Genomic DNA, 20,736 nt, shown 5'->3' with positions numbered 1-20,736 from the left:
CCCAACTCCCCGGAAGATGACCACCAGAGACCCACACATACGACACAAGACCCATAAATATGCCTCTGAGTCATAAGGCTCGTTCCAGGCTCCGCCGCCACAGGCGTCAAGGTGCGTAGCGCCCAGAAGGGCTACCCGGACCGCGCGATGCTGCCCAGACGCCCCTGTCCGGGATGCCTGCCCGCGAGGCCAGCACCGCGAAGCCGCACCGCGAGGCCCTCACCGCTAGGCCCGCACCGCGAGCCCGCACCGCGAAGCCGCACCGCGAGCCCGCACCGCGCGGCCCGCACCCCGAAGCCGCACCGCGAAGCCCAGCACCGCGATGCCCGGACCGCGCGGCGCGGGCGGGCGTCAGACGACGACCGAGACCATCCGGCCCTTCACCACGATGACCTTGCGCGGCTCTTTGCCGGCCAGTGACGCGGCCACCGCTTCCAGGGCGGCGGTCCGCACCGACTCCTCGTCGGCGCCCGCGGCGACCTCGATGCGGCCGCGGACCTTGCCGTTGATCTGCACCGGGTAGGTCACCGTGTCGGCCACCAGCAGCGCCGGGTCGGCGGTCGGGAAGTCCGCGTACGTCAGCGAGGAATCGTGTCCCAGCCGCCGCCACAGCTCCTCGGCCAGGTGCGGGGCGAACGGCGCCACCATCAGCACCAGCGGCTCGGCCACCTCGCGGGGCGTCGCCGACAGCCCGGTCAGCCCGTTGGTCAGCTGGATCAGCTTGGCGATCGCGGTGTTGAACCGGATCCCATCCATGTCGCCGCGGACCCCGTCGATGACCTTGTGCAGCAGCCGAAGGGTCGCCTCGTCGGCCGGGTCCTCGGTGATCCGCAGCGCCCCGGTCTGCTCGTCGACGACCGCCCGCCAGACCCGCTGCAGGAACCGGTACGACCCGACCACCGCGCGGGTCTCCCAGGGGCGGGACACCTCCAGCGGGCCCATCGACATCTCGTACACCCGGAAGGTGTCGGCGCCGTACGCGGCGCACATGTCGTCGGGGGTCACCACGTTCTTCAGCGACTTGCCCATCTTGCCGTACTCGCGGTTGACCGTCTCGTCGCCCAGGTAGTAGCCGCCGTCGCGCTCGATGACCTCCTCGGCCTGCACGTAGCTACCCCGGGCGTCGGTGTACGCGTACGCCTGGATCATGCCCTGGTTGAACAGCTTGCGGAACGGCTCGAACGACGAGACGTGCCCCAGGTCGTACAGCACCTTGTGCCAGAAGCGCGCGTACAGCAGGTGCAGCACGGCGTGCTCGGCGCCGCCCACGTACAGGTCGGTGCCGCCGGGGTCGCCCTCGCCGCGCGGGCCCATCCAGTACCGCTCGTTCTCCGCGTCGACGAACCGCTCGGAGTTGGTCGGGTCCAGGTAGCGCAGCTCGTACCAGCAGGAGCCGGCCCACTGCGGCATCACGTTGGTCTCGCGGGTGTAGCGCTTCGGCCCGTCACCCAGGTCCAGCTCCACCTCCACCCAGTCGCGCCGCCGTGACAGCGGGGTTTCCGGGTTGCTGTCGGCGTCGTCGGCCGCGAACGTCTTCGGCGAGAAGTCGTCCACCTCGGGCAGCTCGACCGGCAGCATCTCCTCCGGCAGCGCGATGGCCGCGCCGGTCTCGTCGTAGACGATCGGGAACGGCTCACCCCAGTAGCGCTGGCGGGAGAACAGCCAGTCGCGCAGCCGGTAGGTCACCGCGCCGGCGCCGTGCCCGTTCGCCTCCAGCCACTCGATGATCCGCGCCTTGGCGTCGGCCACCCCCAGGCCGTTCAGGTCCAGGCCGCGCTCGGGCGCGGCGCTGTTGATGGCCGGGCCGTCCCCGGTGTACGCCTTGCCGGCGAAGCCCTCGCTGGGCTGCACGGTCCGCACGATGGGCAGCTCGAAGACCTCGGCGAACGCGTAGTCCCGCTCGTCCTGGGCGGGCACCGCCATGATCGCGCCGGTGCCGTAGCCGGCCAGCACGTAGTCCGCGATGAAGATCGGGATCTGCGCGTCGGTGACCGGGTTGGTGGCGTACGCGCCGATGAAGACGCCGGTCTTCTCCCTGGTGTCGGCCTGCCGCTCGACGTCGGTCTTGGCCGCCGCGGCCTTGCGGTACGCCTCGATGGCCGCGCGCGGGCTGGCGTGCCCACCGGTCCACGCGTCGCGGGTGCCGTCCGGCCAGGCCGCCGGCACCAGCGCGTCGACCAGCTCGTGCTCCGGCGCCAGCACCATGTAGGTGGCCCCGAAGATGGTGTCCGGACGGGTGGTGAACACCCGGATCGGCTCCTGGGTGGTGGGGAAGTCGATGTGCGCGCCGGTGGACCGACCGATCCAGTTGCGCTGCTGCAGCTTGATCGGCTCGGGCCAGTCCAGTGCGTCCAGGTCGTCCAGCAGCCGGTCACCGTACGCGGTGATCCGCATCATCCACTGCTTCAGGTTGCGCTTGAAGACGGGGAAGTTGCCCCGCTCGGAGCGGCCGTCGGCGGTGACCTCCTCGTTGGCCAGCACGGTGCCCAGCCCCGGGCACCAGTTCACCGGCGCCTGCGAGACGTACGCCAGCCGGTGGTCGTCGACCACCTGGCGCCGCTCGGTGACGCTCAGCTCGGCCCACGCCCGACCGTCCGGGGTGGGTCGGTTGCCCCCCTCGAACTCGGCGATCAGCTCAGCGATCGGCCGGGCCCGCCGCGCGTCCCGGTCGTACCAGGAGTTGAAGATCTGCAGGAAGATCCACTGGGTCCAGCGGTAGAAGTCGGTGTCGATGGTCGCGACCGAACGGCGCTCGTCGTGCGCCAGCCCCAGCCGGCGCAGCTGCGCCTTGTACCGCTCGATGTTCGCGACCGTCGTCGTCCGGGGATGGGTGCCGGTCTGCACCGCGTACTGCTCGGCGGGCAGGCCGAAGGCGTCGAAGCCCATCGCGTGCAGCACGTTGCGCCCGGCCATCCGCTGGTAGCGGGCGAAGCAGTCGGTGCCGATGTAGCCCAGCGGGTGGCCGACGTGCAGGCCGGCGCCGGACGGGTAGGGGAACATGTCCAGCACGTACAGCTTCTCCGCGCCGGCACGGGGGTGCTCCGGGTCGGCCAGCGGGCCGCTCGGGTTCGGTGCGTGGAAGGTCCCCTCCCGGGCCCAGATGTCCTGCCAACGGTGTTCGATCTCGTCGGCCAGGGCCGCGGTGTACCGGAACGGGGGGATGTCGCCCGCCGGTGCGGCTGCCTCACTCATCGCCTTCTCCTCGCTTCGCTTCGCTTCGTTTCGGCGCCGTCGGGCCGGGCCGGCGGCGGGCACAAAAAAGCCCCTCGCGCAGGAGGGGCCGCCGTGCTGTCGCGCGTTCAACGCATCAGCACGGCCCGGTAAGAAGCAGGAAGACTCCGGCCATGTCCGGCAGTGTACCTCGCCGCCGGTTGACGCCGCCCCGGGCCGCCGCGTCCCTCGACCCGGCGAATATCGGGGCGTAACCGACCGTCTACCTGCGGGGGTCGGCGAGAACGACAAACATGGTTAGCCTGAGAGGCCAGTGAGGTTTCTGCGGCAAACGAGGCTCGACGTCGCGAACCCAACGGCGGGTCCAGGTGCTCTATACAGAGCTGCCGACACGGCGACGAGGAGGAGGCCCGTGACACAACAGACCTGGGACGAGGTGGGCGGCCTTTTGCCGCACGACGAGTTCCGCGCCGCCAGCGAGGCCATCGTGGCCAACATCGAGCAGGTCATCGAGGGCAAGACCGCCACCGTGCGGCTGGCCCTGGCCGTCCTGCTCGCCGAGGGTCACCTCCTGATCGAAGACGTGCCGGGCGTCGGCAAGACCAAGCTCGCCAAGGCGCTGGCCCGATCGATCGACTGCTCGGTGCGCCGGATCCAGTTCACCCCGGACCTGCTGCCCAGCGACGTGACCGGGGTCAGCGTCTACAACCAGGAGACGCACGACTTCGAGTTCCGCCCGGGTGCGGTCTTCGCCAACCTGGTGGTCGGCGACGAGATCAACCGCGCCTCACCGAAGACCCAGTCGGCGCTGCTGGAGTGCATGGAGGAGCGGCAGGTCACCGTCGACGGCGTCACCTACCAGCTGCAGACGCCGTTCATGGTGATCGCCACCCAGAACCCGATCGAGATGGAGGGCACCTACCCGCTACCCGAGGCGCAGCGCGACCGGTTCACCGCCCGGATCGCGATGGGTTACCCGGACGCCGGCGCCGAGCTGGCCATGCTGGACGGGCACGGCGCCTCCGACCCGCTGAACGAGCTGCACGCGGTCTCCGACGCGGACATCGTCCGGCAGCTGATCGCCACCGTCCGCAAGGTGCACGTCGCCGACGCCGTGAAGCAGTACGCCATCGACCTGGTCACGGCCACCCGCGAGGCGCCCGACCTGCGCCTGGGCGCCTCGCCCCGGGCGACCCTGCAACTGCTGCGCACCGCCCGGGCGGTCGCCGCCCTGGAGGGCCGCGACTACGTCCTCCCCGACGACCTGCAGGCGCTCGCGGTGCCGGTGCTGGCGCACCGGATCATCCCGACCGCCGACGCGCAGCTCGCCCGGCGCACCACCGACGCGATCGTGTCCGAGCTGGTGCACCGGCTGCCGTTGCCGCACGACCGGCAGCGCTCGCCGTACGACACCCGGCCCGCCACCGGCAACGGTCGCGCGCCGTACGAGCCGCGGAGGCCGTGAGGTGCGGGCCGGGCTGCGCGGACTGACCACCCGCGGCCGCTCGTTCCTCGCGGCGGCGGTCGCGGCGGCGATCTCGGCCGGCATCCTCGGCGAGAAGGACCTGCTGCGGGTTGCCGTACTGCTGGCGGTCCTGCCGCTGCTGGCCGCCGCCTACGTCGGGCGCAGCCGCTACAAGCTGGCCTGCAACCGGTCGCTGGACCCGCACCGGGTGCCGGTCGGGGCCAACTCCCGCGTCGTGCTGCGCCTGCAGAACCTGTCCCGGCTGCCCACCGGCACGCTGCTGCTGGAGGACCGGCTGCCCTACGCGCTGGGCAGCCGTCCCCGGGTGGTCCTGGAGCGCCTGGGCGCGCACCAGGCCAGCTCCGTGGCTTACACCGTGCGGGCCGACGTGCGGGGCCGCTACGACGTGGGCCCGCTGGTGGTCCGGATGACCGACCCGTTCGGTCTCTGCGAGCTCAGCCGGGCCTTTCCCACCACCGACCACCTCACGGTGATCCCGCAGGTCACCCCGCTGCCCTCGGTCCGGCTCCCCGGCGAGTACGCGGGCAGCGGCGACAGCCGGGCCCGCTCGGTGGCGGTGCACGGCGAGGACGACGCGGCGACCCGGGAGTACCGGCGCGGTGACGACCTGCGCCGGGTGCACTGGAAGTCCACCGCACGCACCGGCGAGCTGATGGTGCGCCGCGAGGAGCAGCCCTGGGAGAGCCGGGCGACGGTGGTGCTGGACACCCGGGCGTACGGCCACCGCGGCGACGGGCCGACGGCCAGCTTCGAGTGGGCCGTCTCGGCCGCCGCGAGCGTCGCGGTGCACCTGCGGCAGGCCGGCTACAAGCTGCGCCTCGTCACCGGCTCCGGTGCGGACGTGGACGCCTCGGAGGCCGGCGGCGACGGGTTGCTGCTCGACCATCTCGCCGAGGTCCGGCTGGACCAGCGGGCCGAGGTGACGAGCCTGGTGCAGCGGGTCCGGCAGCGCGCCGACGGCGGCCTGATCATCGGGCTGTTCGGTTCGCTGACCCTCGCCGAGGCCGAGGTGCTGGCCGGGCTGCGCGGCAACGGCGCCACCTGCGTCGGTTTCCTGTTGGACAGCTCCACCTGGCTCAGCCTGCCCGAGAAGGCCCGCGCCGAGGCGGAGCGCTCGCACGGCGCCGCGGTGCTGGCCCTGCTGCAGAGCGGCTGGCGGGTGGTCGGCGTCGACCACGGCAGCCGACTGCCGGCGATCTGGCCGCAGGCGGGCCGTGGTTCCCAGGGTTTCGCACTGCGCGCCGCGCTGGCCGAGACCGTCGCCGGAGCCGTGCGATGAGTGGAAGGGTCCCTTCATGATCGCCAGCAGGAACATCGGCGCGGTGGCGGCCGCCGCAACGGTGCTCGCCGCCGCGCCGCTGTCGGCCATCTTCGAGAGCTGGACGTGGCTCATCGAGTCGGTGATCGCGGTCGCCGTGGTGGCCGGGGTGGCCGCGCTGACCCGGCTGGTGCGGGCACCGCTGTGGGGTCAGGTGCTCGGCATGCTGGCCGGCCTCCTGCTGGCGCTGACCTGGCTGTTCCCCAGCGGCTCCGAGCTGCTCACCTTCCTGCCCGCGCCCGGCACCTTCGCGCACTTCGCGGACCTGCTCACCGGCTCGGTGCAGGACATGCGCTCCTACGGCGTGGAGGTTCCGGACACCGACCCGCTGCTGTTCATCGCCGTGCTCGGGGTGGGCGCGGTGGCCGTCCTGGTCGACGTGCTGTCCGTGGGGCTGCGCCGGCCCGCGCTGGCCGGCCTGCCGATGCTCGCCATCTACTCGGTGCCGGTCGCCGTCTACGTCGACAGCGTCCCCGCCACGCCGTTCGTCGTGGGCGCCGCCGGGTACCTCTGGCTGCTGGTCACCGACAACGTCGACCGGGTACGCCGGTTCGGGCGCCGGTTCACCGGTGAGGGCCGCGACGTCGACGTATGGGAGGCGTCACCGCTGGCCTCCGCCGGCCGCCGGCTCGCGGTGGTCGGGGTGGCCATCGCCGTGGCGCTGCCACTGGCCCTGCCGGCCATGACCGGCGGGCTGCTCGATCCGCTCACCGGAAACGCGGGCACCGGCACGGGCACCGGCCGCGCCGGCCAGGGCGGCTCACCCGGCCGGATCGACCTGTTCGCGTCGCTCGCCGGCCAGCTCAACCAGTCCGAGGTGGCCGAACTGGTCAAGGTGACCACGTCCGAGCCGAACCCGTTCTACCTGCGCTTCGGGGTCGCCGACGAGCTTCGTTCGGACGGCTTCCGGGTCCGCAGCCCGAGTGGCCGGCCGGTCAACCGGGATCTGCCGGACCCGACCGAGCGGGCCGGCCAGGGGGTCGAGCAGGCCCGCTACCGGGCGACCGTCGAGGTAACCAAGACGCTCTCCATGTCACTGCTGCCGGTCTACGCGGAACCGGTGCGCACCGAGGACCTCAGCGGCAACTGGCTCTACGACCCCAACCTCCAGGTCGTCTTCTCCAACCGGGACAACTCCCGGGGCAAGAAGTACGCCTTCGACTACGTCCGCTCGACGTACACCCCGGCGGCCCTGCGGGCCGCGCGGTCGCTGCCGGCCGACCACCCGGTACGCCGGCAGATGACCGCAGCCCCGGCGGTGCCCGAGGTGGAGGAACTGGTCAAGGGGCTGGTCCAGGGCAAGAACACCGACTACGACAAGGTGCTGGCCATCTACCAGCACTTCTCCGCGGACAACGGGTTCAGCTACCGGCTCAGCACCGCGAGCGGCAGCAGCGGTCAGGACATCGTCAACTTCCTGACCAACAAGGTCGGCTACTGCCAGCAGTACGCCGCCGCGATGGCCTGGCTGGTTCGGGCGGCCGGCATCCCGGCCCGGGTGGCGTTCGGCTTCACCAACGGCAGCCAGCAGGACGGCAACACCTACACGTTGACCAACCTCAACCTGCACGCCTGGACCGAGGTCTACTTCGACGGCATGGGCTGGGTCCCGTTCGACGCCACCCCGGCGTACGGAGTGGTCGGCTCCACCCGGTCGGCGTGGGCACCGAACACCGACGCCCCGGCACCGTCCAGCCCGGACGCCGGCTCAGCGGGCACCCCGGGCAGCACCGACGCGTCGGCCGACCCGGCCGGGCCGGACAACGCCGACCGGGACACCGACACCGGCCTCTCCCTCGGCGGCGACACGCCGGCCGAGCAACCGCCGGTCTGGCCCTGGTGGACCGTCGGCGTACTGGCACTGCTGGCCCTGCTGGCGGTGCCGGCACTGCGGCGGCTGGCACTACGCCGGCGGCGGGGTGGCCGGGCGGCGGACGCCCCGGCGACCGCCACGGCGGCCGCAGCGGACGAGCCGAGCGCCGGCACCCGGATGGTGGTCCTGGAAGCGGACACCACCCGGGCCCGCGCCGACGCGCACGCCGCCTGGGACGAGCTGATGGACACGTTGGTGGACTTCCGGGTCCCGGTGGACCGCAGCGAGACCCCGCGGGCCACGGCGGACCGGCTGGTGCGGGAGTCGCTCGCCGATGACAGTGCCGCGGTCGGCGCGGCGCGCCTGCTCGGCCGGGCGGAGGAGCGGGCCCGCTACGCGCGGGACCCGCTGACCGGCGAGCGGCTGGTGCCGGCGCTGCGCGCGGTACGCGGAGCGCTCTCCGCCCGGGCGGACCGCCGGACCCGGCTGCTCGCCGCCATACTGCCGCCGTCGGTGCTGCTGCGGTGGCGCCTCGCCGTGGCGGACGCCTCCGGCCGGCTGGTGGCGCTGACCGGGCGCGCCCGCTTCCAGTTGCTGCGGTGGAATCCCCGACGGCTGCTGGCCGACCGCGCCGCCCGCTGAACGACGGCCGGACGCGGCCGGTGCGCGGCGGGCCAGCGCCGCCCCGGCGGGTATCTCGCCTCCGAGACGATCCCCGATCACCCCACCGGCGGCGGCGCCTCGTTGATCGACTCGACTTCAATGATGCCGGGGCATCCCGATATGCCGGACACCCCGATATCAATGATCCCGAGTGGATCATGGAACGCCGCACACGAAGACAAGGCCGCAGACACGACCAAGGCGCGCGCGGCCTCTGGCAGGGCGCGGACGGACACCACCGATGCGCGCGCGGCCTCGGACAGGGCGCGGGCGGACCCGACAACGCCTGCGGACACGAGCGAGGCGCATGCGGAGAAGCAACGGTCCGCGGACACGAGCAGGCGGCGCGGAGACGAACAGGGCGCGCGAATACGACAGTGGTCGCCGGGGCGATCCCAGCGACTCGCTCGTCGCGGCGTACGGCCCGCCTCAGCGGCGGGGCAGGCTCAGCGGTGCCCCTCCGGGCGCTGCCGCCACCTGTCTTCCATGCGGTCCAGGATCGACGGCCGGCGACCGGAACGGCCGCGTGGACGGCGACGACTGGTCGTGCCGCCCACCACGTGCAGGTCGGGTGACTGCGCCTTGCGCTGCGACTGCACCGCGTACGCGGCCGAGGCCAGCATGACGATGAAACCCGCCACCGCCAGCGGTGGAAGATTGATCACCGCACCATAGACCAGCAGGGCCAAGCCAGCGATGATCACACCGGCGGCGACGAGCAGGCGACGCCGCGCATGGAAACGCGGATCACTGGCGCGCACGGCCGAGGCGAATTTGGGGTCCTCGGCAAGCGACCGCTCGATCTGCTCGAACAGCCGCTGCTCGTGCTCCGAGAGCGGCACGGCACTCCTCCCCGGTCACGTTGGTCAGGCCCACTCGGGCCGACAGACCGTGACAGCCAACCGGCTGCTTACCCGCCAGTCTACGAGGGGGGTCGCGCGTCGGAAAGCGGGACGACCTATGGGCGGGGCGGATTTTCATTTCGACGGGGGTCATGCCTGCCGAGCAGACTGGCCGGACCTATGACGGACCGCCCGAAACGGGCAGCCGCGGCGTCGGCGGCAGCTTCCGCCTCCCGCCAGCCGTGCTCCGGAGCGCCGAGGGTGAGCTGCCGTGGTGTCTCCTGGGCTGAGGCGAGCCCCTCCACCCGCACGCCGAGCAGTCGGATCCGCTCGCTCGGGTCCAAGGCGGTGTAGAGCGCCCAGACCGTGTCGAACATCTCACGTGCGGTGTCGGTGGGTACGCCGAGCGTGCGGGAGCGGTTGACGGTGCGGAAGTCGGCCAGCCGCACCTTGAGCGACACCGTGCGCCCCACCTGCTCGGAACGGCGCAACCGGACGCCCACCTTCTCGCTGAGCGCCAGCAGGGTGCGGCGAATCTCCAGCGGGTCGCCCACGTCGGCGTCGAAGGTCACCTCGGCCCCGATGGACTTGTCGACGTGCTCCGGGCTGACCCGGCGCGGGTCGCGCCCCCAGGCCAGCTCGTGCAGGTGCTCCGCGGATGCCTCGCCGACCGCCCGACGCACCATGCCCAGCGGGGCCTCGGCGAGGTCACCCACGGTGGCCAGGCCGAGCCGGCGCAACGACTCTGCGGCCTTCTCCCCCACCCCCCACAGCGCGTCGACCGGCAGCGGGTGCAGGAAGTCGAGCACCTGGCCGGCCGGGACGACGAGCAGGCCGTCCGGTTTGGCGCGGGTGGAGCCCAACTTGGCCACGAACTTGCTCGGCGCGACCCCGACCGAGCAGGTGATGCCCTGCTCCTCGGCGACCCGGCGACGGATCAGCCGGGCGATGGCGGCCGGGCTGCCGAAGAGCCGCCGGGCACCGGTCACGTCGAGGAACGCCTCGTCGAGCGAGAGCGGCTCGACCAGCGGAGTGACGTCCCGGAAGATCTGCATGACCGCCCTGGACGCGGCCGTGTAGGCGGCGAAGTCCGGTGGGAGGTAGACGGCGTGCGGGCACAGCGCCCGGGCCCGGCTGGTCGGCATGGCGCTGCGCACGCCGTAACGGCGAGCCTCGTAGCTGGCCGAGCTGACCACACCGCGCGGCCCGACGCCCCCCACCACGACCGGCCGCCCGCGCAGCTCCGGCCGGTGGCGCACCTCCACGGAGGCGAAGAAGGCATCCATGTCGACGTGCAGGATCCCGCTGGCGGAGTCGTCGGCGTCGGGCCCGAAGCGCGGATCGCCACCCCGGGGCAACGACTGACTGCGGCCCATCCCCGCAGGCTATCCCCCCGGTACGACACCACCAGCGACCAACCGGCCGCACCACCACGCGGCCGACGCACCGACCGACCAACCCACGCACGCCCACCGCGCAGGCCGACCCACCAACCGACCACACGAACCCACGCACGCCGACCAGGCACCCGCTTGCTGGTCAGCCGCGGACGGCCCCGGGTCAGCCGCGGACGACCAGCAGCGGGATGGTCAGCTCGGCGGCGGTGTCCGCGCCGTGGTACGCCACCAGCCGCGACGCCATCGGCCGCTCGGTGCGGGTGGCCATGACGGCGTACGTGTCGTTGCAGATCACCACCACGTCGCCGATGCGCGCCAGGTGCTCCTCCGCGACCGGCCCGAACCAGCCCGAGGCGACCACCTCGTCGCGGGTACGCACCCGCGCAGCGTCGCCGAGGACCGCCGACCAGGCAGCCACCACGTCGTCGGTCGCGCCGGGCACGGCGTGCAGGTAGCGCACCCGGGCCTCGCCGGCCACCAGGTGCACACCGGTCCGTAGGCGCGGGTCGGTGTCCAGGTCGAAGCGGTGCCCGGCGGGCACGTTGAGCTGGCCGTGGTCGGCGGTGACCAGCAGCGCCGCATCCGACGGCAGGCCGTCGACCAGCCGGGCCAGCAGCTCGTCGACCTCGGCGGCGGCGACCCGCCAGGGCACCGAGTCGACTCCGCTGACGTGGCCGTGCCGGTCCAGGTCCGGGTGGTAGCCGGAGACCAGGGTGGGTCCGGTGCCGGCGGTCAACGCGGCGCGCATGGTCGCGGCCAGCGCGTCGACGCCGGCGGCACCCCGGAAGTCGCCGCCCCGGTTGGCGGCCACGGTCAGACCGCTGCCACCGAACTCCGGCCGGCTGACCACGGTCACCGCGACCCCGGCGGCGCGGGCACGTTCGAACTGGGTGGGTACCGGCTGCCAACGCAGCGGCGACGGGTCGGCGGCCCAGTCGGTGTGGGTGAGCACCCGGTCGGTCCCGGGCACCCGCACGGTGAAGCCGAGCACCCCGTGGGCGCCCGGCGCGACGCCGGTGCCCAGGGTCACCAGGCTGGTCGGGGTGGTGGACGGGAAGCCCGCGACGATCGGCCGGGCCGCCGTCACGGCCAGCCCGGTCAGGACCGGCGCGTACGGCGCGGCGGTCGACAGCTGGTACCAGCCGAGCCCGTCGACCAGCAGCACGGCGACGCGGCGCACCCCGACCAGTCGGGGTGCCAGCCCGAGCGGGTCGGCCGCCCCGTGCACGCCGAGCACGGCCAGGGCGCTGGGCAGCACGTCGGCGAGGCGGCCGCCGTCGTGGTCCGGCCCGAGGACGGCCAGCGGCGCGGGGGTGCCACCCGACGGGGCGGTCATGCCGGCCGGCGGGCGAACAGGTGCAGTTGGGCGGCGAGGTCCCGGTACGGCGGCTGGGCGGCGAGCGCCCGTTCCAGCTCCACCAGGGCGGCCGGCTGCCCGTCGGCCACCGCGGCGGGCAGCAGGTCGGCCAGCACGCGTACCCCGTGGATCTCCTCGACCACGAGGCCGGCGGCGGCGAGCAGCGCGGCGGCGCCGGGGGCGTCGTAGCGCCGCCGCAGGGTGTCCCGCGGCCCGGCGGTGCCGGCCGGGTCGGCGGCCAGCGCGACCGCGACGTCCAGGTGGCCGTTCATGGCCCGGCCCAGCACGGCGGCGGCCCGGCCGGCGACCAGCACGCTTGCCGCTCCCCCGGGGCGCAGTGCGGTGGCCAGCGCCGCCACCACCGGCGCCGGGTCGTCGACCACCTCCAGCACGGCGTGGCAGAGCACCAGGTCGACCCCGGCCGGCTCGACCAGCCCGGCCAGGGCGTCGCCGTCGCCCTGCACCCCGGTGATCCTGTCGCCCACCCCGGCCTCGGCGGCCCGGCGGGTGAGCGCGGCCAGCGCGTCGGGGCTGGCGTCGACCACCGTCACCCGGTGCCCGGCGCGGGCCAGCGGGACGGCGAACCCACCGGTGCCGCCGCCGACGTCGAGCACGGTCAGCTCGGCGTCGCCGCGCCGGTCCAGCTCGGCGCGCAGCACCGACCAGATCACGGCGGTACGGGGGGTCAGTGGCGGCCCGGCGAACCGGCCTCGGGTCTGCTCCACCCGGTCGAGCCTAGTCGCCCGCTCCGGTCAGCCCTTGCGGCCGGTGGTGGCGATGCCCTCGACGAAGTGCCGCTGGGCCAGGAAGAACAGGATGATCATCGGGACGGTGGCGAGCACACTGCCGGCGAGCACGATCTCCCACTGCTGTTCACCGCCGTAGCCGAACCGGTCCAGCACCACCTTCAGCCCGCGCGGCAGGGTGTAGAGCTGCTCGTTGCGCAGGTAGATCAACGGCTTGAGCAGGTCCGTCCAGCTGGCCTTGAACTCGAAGACGAAGGCGACCAGCAGCGCCGGCCGGATCAGCGGGAAGGCGAGCTTCCAGAACAGTTGCGGATAGCTGGCCCCGTCCATCCGGGCCGCCTCGAAGTACTCGCGAGGCAGCGAGAGCAGGAACTGTCGCAGCAGGAAGATGTAGAACGCCGAGCCGAACAGGTTGCCGGCCCAGAGCGGCACCTGGGTGTCGGTCAGGCCCAGGTTCGACCAGATCAGGTACGTGGGGATCATGGTGACCGCGAAGGGCAGCATCATGGTCGCCAGCACCACCCCGAAGAGCAGGTTGCGGCCGGGGAAGCGGAAGTAGGCGAAGCCGAAGGCCACCCAGGCGCTGGAGAGGGTCACCGCCGCGGCGGCGGCGACGCCGACCACCACACTGTTGAGAAACCAGGTGAACAACGGTACGGCTCGCCACGCCTCGGCGTAGTTCTCCGGCGCGAACGGGGTGGGCAGGAACCCGGGGGCGAAGACGTACTCGCGGGGGCGCAGCGATGCGCTCACCAGCCAGACGAACGGCAGCATGAAGATCACCGCGGCGCCGACCAGCCCCGCCACGAAGAGCACCCGGTGCCAGAGCGGCCGACGGGCCTCGTCCGGCGCGGTCGCCGGGCGGCGCGCCGCCGCCCGGGCCGGCTCGAGGCCGGGTACCGGTGCGGCGGCGCTGCGTTCGACGGCGGTGGTCACGACTGCTCCCCCGCCGCTGGATCGTCCTCCGCCCGGGACCGCCGGGCGTTTGCCACCGGACCGTCGGTGATCTCGTACTCGCGCGGCTCGAGGTGCGGCTCGGGCACCCAGCCCGCGGTGAGCCGGGTCCGTCGCGCGTTGGCCACGCCGTTGTGGCCGATCATGCCCGTCACTGGTCTTCTCCCTCGTAGTACACGAACCGGTTGCTGAGTTTGACCTGCACCAGGGTGATCACCAAAATGATCACGAAGAGCAACCAGGCCATCGCCGAGGCGAAGCCCATGTGCAGGAACTGGAACGCCTCCTGGAACAGGTGGATGACGTAGAAGCTGGCCGCGTCGCTGTTGAAGGAGTTCTGGGTCTCGCGGTTGCCGAAGTACATGGTGTAGACCTCGGTGAACATCTGCAGCGACGCGATCGTGTTGACGATCAGCGTGAAGAACAGCGCGCCCGAGATCATCGGCAGGGTCACCGCCCGGAACCGGGCCCACGCGCCGGCGCCGTCGATGGCCGCCGCCTCGTACAGGTCCCGGGGCACGTTCTGCAACGCGGCCAGGTAGATGATCACCGTCGAGCCGAGGCTCCACAGGCTCATCAGGACGATGCCGGGCATCACCCAGTGCGGGTCGGTGGTCCAGCTCGGACCGTCGACCCCGAACAGGCCGAGCGCCCGGTTGATCAGGCCGTCCTGGGTGTTGAGCAGCAGCAGGAACAGGATGCCGACCGCCACCGCCGGGGTCATCACCGGCAGGTAGAAGACGGTCCGGAAGAAGCCCTGCAACCGGCCGACCCGCTTGAGCAGCAGCGCCAGGCCGAGCGAGATGAGCATCACCAGCGGCACGTGCAGCGCCGTGTAATAGACGGTGTTGCCCAGGCTGCGGGCCACCGCCGGGTCGCTCATCAACTCCCGGTAGTTGTCCAGCCCGGTGTACTCCGGCGGGTTGATCACGTCGTACTCGGTGAAGCTCAACCAGAGGCTGGCGACCATCGGCCCGGCGTAGAAGATCAGGAAGCCGATGATCCACGGCGCCAGGAAGAGGTACGCCCAGCGGGCCTCCCGCCGGTCCAGCGGCGTACGGCGGCGCCGGCCCGGGGCGGGAGCGGTGACGGTGGCCATCGCGGGCTACTTCGCGGCCTTGTCCAGCGCGGCGGTGGCCTCCTGCTGTGCGCGCTGCAACGCCTGCGCGGGCTGCGCCTGGCCGGCGAGCACCCGGTTGACCGCGTCGTAGTACGCCTTGTCGAACTCGGCACCCGCCGGCGAGGCGGGCATCGCGAACGCGACGTCCTGCACCGAGCGGATGGTGGCCACCGCGTCGTCGAAGCGCTTGTTGCCGGTCGGCTGGTACAGCTCGTCGAAGATCTTCTTGTCGGCTTCGGCGTTGGCGGTGTAGACGCCGGTGAACGGCTGGCCGGCGGCCTTACGGGCGTCGGCCCGGGCCTTCGCGGCGGCCATCCAGGTGTCGGTGGCGGTCATCTGCTTGACGAACGCGCACGCCGCGTCCGGGTTCTTCGCGCCCTTGGTGATCACCCAGGCCTGCCCGGCGGACTGGGTCAGCGGCTTGCCCTGCCGGTCCACGAACGGCTTGACCACCAACTCGACGTTGGGGCTGTTCTTGGCGGCCTGGTTGAGGAACCACTCCTCCATCGGCCAGGCGACGATCTGGTTCTTCGACAGCGGGTTCTGGGCGCCGAAGAAGTCGAAGGTGTCGCGGAACGACTTGAACTTGCCCCAGCCACCCTGCTGCTGGATCAGGTTGACCCCGGTGGTCAGCGCCTCGATCACCTTGGGGTCGTCCAGCTTGGCGGTGCGGCCGTCGGCGGAGAGCATGTCGACACCGTTGGCCTTGGCCCACATCGGCAGGAACTCGGGGATCTTCGGGTCGATGCCGATCCGGGAGAGCCGGCCGCCGGAGACCGACGCCAGCTTGGCGTTGAGCCCGGGCAGCGCGGCCCAGTCGTCCAGGTTCACCTGGTCGGCGGTCAGGCCGGCCTTCTTGAGCAACCCCTCGTTGAGGTAGACCACCCGGACCGTGGAAAACTCCGGGATGCCGTAGACCGTGTCGTCCAGGGTGACCTGGGCACGGGCGGCCGGCCGGTACTGGTCCAGGTTGATGTCCTGCTTCTTGACGCAGTCGGTGAGCGGCTGGATCGAGCCGCGCTTGGCGTACGTGCCGATCAGCTTGCGGTCCATGTAGACCAGGTCCGGCGGGTTGCCCGAGGCGACCGCGGAGAGGAACTGCTGCTCGTCGAAGGCACCCTCGGTGACCTTCAGGTCCACGTCGGGGTGGTCCCGCTTGAACGCGTCCACCCGGGTCTTGGCGATCTCGTCGGAGAAGCCGAAACCCATCGTGCTCAACGCGCCCTTGGTGGCGGTGCCGCCCCCCGCGTCGTCGCCGCCGCCTACTCCCCCGCAGCCGCTGAGCGCCAGGGTGAGCGCCCCGGCGAACGCGGTCGCCCGCAGTATCCGTGACATGAGACCTCCCGAACTCGCGTGGGCCGCTCTGCCCGCGCGGACCAGCACTTCTCCGGTTCTCCGGAACTTCAAACCCCGATGAGGGAAATCCAGCGAAGAGCGTCATCAGCGGAAACGTCCTGTGTCGCGGGTCTCCGGCGGACGGGGCGGCGTCGGGCCCGCCGGTGGCCCCGGCCAGGCTGGCGGGGTGGTCCTGCTGCTCACCGTTTTCGGCATCGTGCTGCTCGGTGCCTTAGCCCAGGCGGTCAGCGGCTTCGGTTACGCGCTGGTGACCGTACCGCTGCTGGCCGCGACGCTTGATCCCCGCGGCGCGGTCGTCGTCTCCGCGCTGACCGGCATCGGGCTCACCCTGGTCGCGGCCGTCCGGGAACGCGCGTACGCCCGGTGGTCCGTCGCGGCGGCACTGGCCGGCGCCGCCCTGCTCGGCCTGCCGCTCGGCCTGCTGGTGCTCGCGCGGGCGCCGGAGCGGGTGCTCAGCGTGGTGATCGCGGTGGTGGTGCTCGGCTGCGCCGCCCTGGTCTGGTCCAACGCCCGGATCCGCACCGGCCGGGTCGGGCTGGGTGTCATCGGTGTGCTCGTCGGGGTGCTCACCGCCGCCACCGGCACCAACGGACCGCCGCTGGTCGCGGCGTTCCACTCACTCGGCTACGACCCGCGCACCTTCCGGGCCAGCCTGGCCGCGACGTTCTCCGGCACCGGCCTGATGGGGCTGGCCGGATTCGCGGTGACCGGCCAGGTGCACCTCGACCTGGTACGGACCGCCCTGGTGGCGCTGCCCGCCGTGCCCCTGGGCTGGTGGCTGGGCAACCGGCTGTTCCACCGGATCGACCCGGTGCGGTTCCGGCGGATCGTGCTGCTCGGGCTGCTCGGCAGCGCCGGCGCGGCGCTCGCCGGACTGGCCGGCTGAACCGCCGGGCCGGGTCGGGTCACCGGAAATCACGGGAGGCCGGGCTGACCGGCGGCTCGATCGCGTCCAGCCGGTCGGCGACGAGATTGGTCACCCCCTCGTGCCGCTGCAGACGCCCCCGGACCACCAGCGCGGCGCTGTTGCGGGCCACCCGCCGGTAACGCTGCCACAGCCCCGGCGAGCAGGTGACGTTGAGCATCCCGGTCTCGTCCTCCAGGTTGAGGAAGGTGACCCCGCCGGCGGTCGCCGGGCGCTGCCGGTGGGTGACGATGCCGCCGACCCGGATCCGCTGCCCGGGCTCCACCCGGCCGAGCCGGGCGATCGGCACCGCGCCGAGCACGTCGAGCTGCCCCCGGATGAACCGGGCGGGATGGCTCTCCGGCGACAGCCCGGTCGCCCACACGTCGGCGACCAGCCGGTCCACCGCCTCCATGCCGGGCAGCGTGGGCGCCGCCGCGCCGGTGACCGTGCCGGGCAACCGACCCGGTCGGTCCTGCGCCGCCGCGCCCGCGGCCCAGAGCGCCTGCCGCCGGGTCAGCCCGAAACCGGCGAAGGCGTCCGCGGTGGCCAGCGCCTCCAGCTGCGCGGCGGTGAGACCCACCCGCCGGGCCAGGTCCGGCATGTCCCGGTACGGCCCGCGGGCCGCCCGTTCGGCCTCGATCCGCTCGGCCACGTCGTCGCCGAGGGTACGCACGCTGGACAGCCCGAGCCGGACGGCCGGCCCGCCCAGCCCCCAGGCGTGCGGCGGCTCCCCCGGCGCGCTGCCCCACCGGGTGTCCGGCGTGGACTCCAGCACCGCCTTGGCCCCGCTGGCGTTGATGTCCGGCCGGCGCACCTCCACGCCGTGCCGGTGGGCGTCGTCGACCAGGGTCTGCGGCGAGTAGAAGCCCATCGGCTGGGCGTTGAGCAGCGCGGCCAGGAACGGCGCCGGGTGGTACCGCTTGAGCCAGGAGCTGGCGTAGACCAGGTAGGCGAAGCTCATCGCGTGGCTCTCCGGAAAGCCGTAGCTGGCGAACGCGGTGAGCTTGCGGTAGACGTCGTCGGCCAGCTCACCGGTGATGCCCCGCTCGGCCATGCCGGCGTAGAGCCGGTCGGCGATGCGGGCCATCCGCTCCACCGAGCGCTTGGCGCCCATCGCCCGGCGCAGCTGGTCGGCCTCGGCGGCGTCGAAGCCGGCCAGGTCGATGGCGAGCTGCATCAGCTGCTCCTGGAACAGTGGCACACCCAGGGTCTTCTCCAGCGCGTTGCGCATCAGCGGGTGCGCGAAGGTCACCGGCTCCTGGCCGTTCTTGCGCCGGATGAACGGATGCACCGAGCCACCCTGGATCGGGCCGGGTCGGATCAGCGCCACCTCGACCACCAGGTCGTAGAACTCGCGGGGCTTGAGCCGGGGCAGGGTGGCCATCTGCGCACGGCTCTCCACCTGGAACACCCCGACCGAGTCGGCCCGGCAGAGCATGTCGTAGACCTCCGGGTCGTCCAACGTCATGTCGCCCAGGTCGAGGGTCATCCCGATCATGTCGTAGCCGTAGTGCAGCGCGGAGAGCATGCCGAGGCCGAGCAGGTCGAACTTGACCAGCCCGACGGCGGCGCAGTCGTCCTTGTCCCACTGGAGCACGCTGCGCCCGGGCATCCGCCCCCACTCCACCGGGCAGACCTCGATCACCGGCCGGTCGCAGATCACCATGCCGCCGGAGTGGATGCCCAGGTGCCGGGGGAAGGTCTGCAGCTCGTTGGCGTACTCCACCACCTGCTCCGGGATGTCCTCGACGTCGACCGCGGCGACCGAGCCCCAGCGGTCGATCTGCTTGCTCCAGGCGTCCTGCTGGCCGGGTGAGAACCCGAACGCCTTGGCCACGTCCCGCACGGCCGACCGGGGCCGGTAGGAGATGACGTTGGCGACCTGGGCGGCGTGCTCCCGGCCGTAGCGGGTGTAGACGTGCTGGATGACCTCCTCCCGGCGGTCGGACTCGATGTCCACGTCGATGTCCGGCGGACCGTCCCGCTCCGGCGCGAGGAAGCGCTCGAAGAGCAGCCGGTGCCGGACCGCGTCGACGTTGGTGATCCGCAACGCGTAGCAGACCGCCGAGTTCGCCGCCGAGCCCCGACCCTGGCAGTAGATGTCCTGCTCACGGCAGAACGAGACGATGTCGTAGACCACCAGGAAGTAGCCGGGGAAGCCCAGCTCCTCGATCATCCGCAGCTCGTGGTCGAGCTGCTCGTACGCCCTCGGGTGCGCCTCGCGCGGCCCGTAGCGCTCCCGTGCCCCGTCGAAGGTCAGCTGCCGCAGCCAGCTCATCTCGGTGTGCCCGGGTGGCACCGGGTACGCCGGCAGCTGCGGCGCGACCAGTTGGAGGTCGAAGGCCAGCTCGGCGCCGAACTCGGCGGCCCGGGCCACCGCACCCGGGTACGCGGCGAACCGGGCCGCCATCTCGGCGCCGCTGCGCAGGTGGGCGGTGGCCGCCGCGGGCAGCCAGCCGTCGATCTCGTCGAGGCTGCGTCGGGCCCGGACGGCGGCGACGGTGGTGGCCAGCCGGCGCCGGCCGGGGCTGGCGTAGTGCACGTTGTTGCTGGCCACCGTCGGCAGCCCGGCGGCGGCGGCCAGCTCGGCGAGCGCGTCGTTGCGGTCGGCGTCGACCGGGTGGCCGTGGTCGGTCAGCTCCACCGCCACCGTCTCCGCCCCGAACAGCGCGGTCAGCCGGTCCAGCTCGCGGGCCGCCGCGTCGACGCCCTCGGTGAGCAGCGCCCCCGGCACGTGCCCCTTGCGGCAGCCGGTGAGCACCAGCACGTGGTCGCGCAGCTCGGCGGCGACCTCCTCCAGCTCCCCGTAGACCGGGCGGCCCTTCTCTCCACCGCGCAGCTGGGCCCGGGCGATGGTGGTGGCCAGTCGGGCGTACCCCTCGTGGCCGTGCGCCAGCACCAGCAGGTGCGCGCCGTGCGGATCGGGCTCACCGTTCTGCGGACCGGGCAGCCCGAGGGAGAGCTCCGCGCCGAAGATGGTGGGCAGGGCCAGCGCACGGGCCGCCTCGGCGAAGCGGACCACCCCGTAGAAGCCGTCGTGGTCGGTGACGGCCAGCGCGATGAGCCCCAACCGGGCCGCCTCCTCGGCCAGCTCCTCGGGGTGGCTGGCGCCGTCGAGGAAGCTGAAGTTGGTGTGCGCGTGCAGCTCCGCGTAGGGCACCACGCCGTCGGGGCGGGCCAGCTCGGGCGCCTCGTAGTGCTGGCGCTTGCGGCTCCAGGCCGGGGAGTCCCCGCCGTCGGCGTCGACGGCGAGCGGGTCCACCACGTGCAGGTGCCGCTCGCCCCGGCTCCCCCGGCCGTCGCCGGCCCGGTTGTCGCCGGCCCGTCCGGAGAGCACCCGCTCCAGCTCCGACCAGGGCAGCTTCGGGTTGTGGAAGCTCATCCGGCCACTCCGGCCGTAACGGTGGTGGTGACACCGACCAGCCACCGGGCGGTGACCGACCCCGGTGGAAGAGGGTGCGGTGAGCGATATGACTGTGCGGCATATCTATGACTCAGAGTCATATCGCTCACCGGGACACCTGCCTCCCGGCCAGCGTCGGCGCCACACCGAACCCAGCCACACCGAACCGGGCCACATCCACCGGAACCGGCCACGGGCCTGTC

The 20,736-nt window shown here is 72.7% G+C and carries 14 protein-coding genes; 4 read left to right on the top strand and 10 right to left on the bottom strand.

The window, feature by feature from the left end; genetic code table 11:
- Positions 1-351: 351 nt before the first annotated feature.
- A complete protein-coding gene (gene leuS, locus ACFOW4_RS16480) occupies positions 352-3,192 on the bottom strand; it encodes a leucine--tRNA ligase (RefSeq protein WP_377528575.1) in 2,841 nt (946 codons plus the stop codon).
- Between the two features lie 391 nt (positions 3,193-3,583).
- Here leuS and ACFOW4_RS16475 point away from each other — a divergent pair, with 391 nt between their 5' ends.
- The 3 genes from ACFOW4_RS16475 to ACFOW4_RS16465 are packed head-to-tail and all read left to right on the top strand — an operon-like array spanning position 3,584 to position 8,430.
- Positions 3,584-4,636, top strand: a complete 1,053-nt coding sequence (locus ACFOW4_RS16475) for an AAA family ATPase (RefSeq protein ID WP_377528573.1) — start codon at positions 3,584-3,586, stop codon at positions 4,634-4,636.
- 1 nt (position 4,637) lies between these two features.
- The gene (locus ACFOW4_RS16470; protein ID WP_377528571.1) at positions 4,638-5,936 is read left to right on the top strand and encodes a DUF58 domain-containing protein; all 1,299 of its coding nucleotides are present in this window, start codon (positions 4,638-4,640) and stop codon (positions 5,934-5,936) included.
- A 16-nt stretch (positions 5,937-5,952) separates the two neighbouring features.
- Positions 5,953-8,430, top strand: coding sequence for a DUF3488 and DUF4129 domain-containing transglutaminase family protein (locus ACFOW4_RS16465; RefSeq protein WP_377528570.1), 2,478 nt, complete (start codon positions 5,953-5,955; stop codon positions 8,428-8,430).
- Between the two features lie 467 nt (positions 8,431-8,897).
- Here the strand turns inward: ACFOW4_RS16465 and ACFOW4_RS16460 are convergent, their stop codons facing one another.
- The 8 genes from ACFOW4_RS16460 to ACFOW4_RS16425 all read right to left on the bottom strand — a co-directional run bounded on the left by ACFOW4_RS16460 (position 8,898) and on the right by ACFOW4_RS16425 (position 16,202).
- A complete protein-coding gene (locus ACFOW4_RS16460; RefSeq protein WP_377528568.1) occupies positions 8,898-9,293 on the bottom strand; it encodes a DUF3040 domain-containing protein in 396 nt (131 codons plus the stop codon).
- 116 nt (positions 9,294-9,409) lie between these two features.
- Positions 9,410-10,669 (bottom strand): DNA polymerase IV, encoded by a 1,260-nt coding sequence (locus ACFOW4_RS16455; RefSeq protein ID WP_377528566.1) that lies wholly within the window; start codon positions 10,667-10,669, stop codon positions 9,410-9,412.
- A 184-nt stretch (positions 10,670-10,853) separates the two neighbouring features.
- Positions 10,854-12,026, bottom strand: coding sequence for an alkaline phosphatase family protein (locus ACFOW4_RS16450; protein WP_377528564.1), 1,173 nt, complete (start codon positions 12,024-12,026; stop codon positions 10,854-10,856).
- Positions 12,023-12,772, bottom strand: a complete 750-nt coding sequence (locus ACFOW4_RS16445) for a methyltransferase domain-containing protein (protein ID WP_377528562.1) — start codon at positions 12,770-12,772, stop codon at positions 12,023-12,025. Before ACFOW4_RS16445 ends, ACFOW4_RS16450 begins: the two co-directional genes overlap by 4 nt.
- A gap of 27 nt (positions 12,773-12,799) precedes the next feature.
- On the bottom strand, positions 12,800-13,729 hold the full coding sequence (locus tag ACFOW4_RS16440) for a carbohydrate ABC transporter permease (RefSeq protein ID WP_377528560.1): 930 nt from the start codon (positions 13,727-13,729) through the stop codon (positions 12,800-12,802).
- Complete coding sequence (locus ACFOW4_RS16435; protein WP_377528558.1) at positions 13,726-13,902, bottom strand: hypothetical protein; 177 nt, start codon at positions 13,900-13,902, stop codon at positions 13,726-13,728. Before ACFOW4_RS16435 ends, ACFOW4_RS16440 begins: the two co-directional genes overlap by 4 nt.
- The gene (locus ACFOW4_RS16430; RefSeq protein ID WP_377528556.1) at positions 13,899-14,846 is read right to left on the bottom strand and encodes a carbohydrate ABC transporter permease; all 948 of its coding nucleotides are present in this window, start codon (positions 14,844-14,846) and stop codon (positions 13,899-13,901) included. The genes ACFOW4_RS16435 and ACFOW4_RS16430 overlap by 4 nt, the downstream gene beginning before the upstream one ends.
- A gap of 6 nt (positions 14,847-14,852) precedes the next feature.
- A complete protein-coding gene (locus ACFOW4_RS16425; RefSeq protein ID WP_377528554.1) occupies positions 14,853-16,202 on the bottom strand; it encodes an extracellular solute-binding protein in 1,350 nt (449 codons plus the stop codon).
- 187 nt (positions 16,203-16,389) lie between these two features.
- Between ACFOW4_RS16425 and ACFOW4_RS16420 the strand changes: the two genes are divergently transcribed.
- The gene (locus tag ACFOW4_RS16420) at positions 16,390-17,109 is read left to right on the top strand and encodes a sulfite exporter TauE/SafE family protein (protein ID WP_377528552.1); all 720 of its coding nucleotides are present in this window, start codon (positions 16,390-16,392) and stop codon (positions 17,107-17,109) included.
- A 19-nt stretch (positions 17,110-17,128) separates the two neighbouring features.
- Here ACFOW4_RS16420 and ACFOW4_RS16415 read toward each other — a convergent pair whose 3' ends face one another.
- Complete coding sequence (locus tag ACFOW4_RS16415; protein ID WP_377528550.1) at positions 17,129-20,512, bottom strand: error-prone DNA polymerase; 3,384 nt, start codon at positions 20,510-20,512, stop codon at positions 17,129-17,131.
- Positions 20,513-20,736 lie beyond the last annotated feature (224 nt).

It is taken from the genome of Micromonospora sp. GCM10011542, assembly GCF_042650685.1.
GTDB lineage: Bacteria > Actinomycetota > Actinomycetes > Mycobacteriales > Micromonosporaceae > Micromonospora.
The sequence above is the reverse complement of the archived record's forward strand: the minus strand, read 5'-3'. Positions and strand labels throughout refer to the sequence as shown.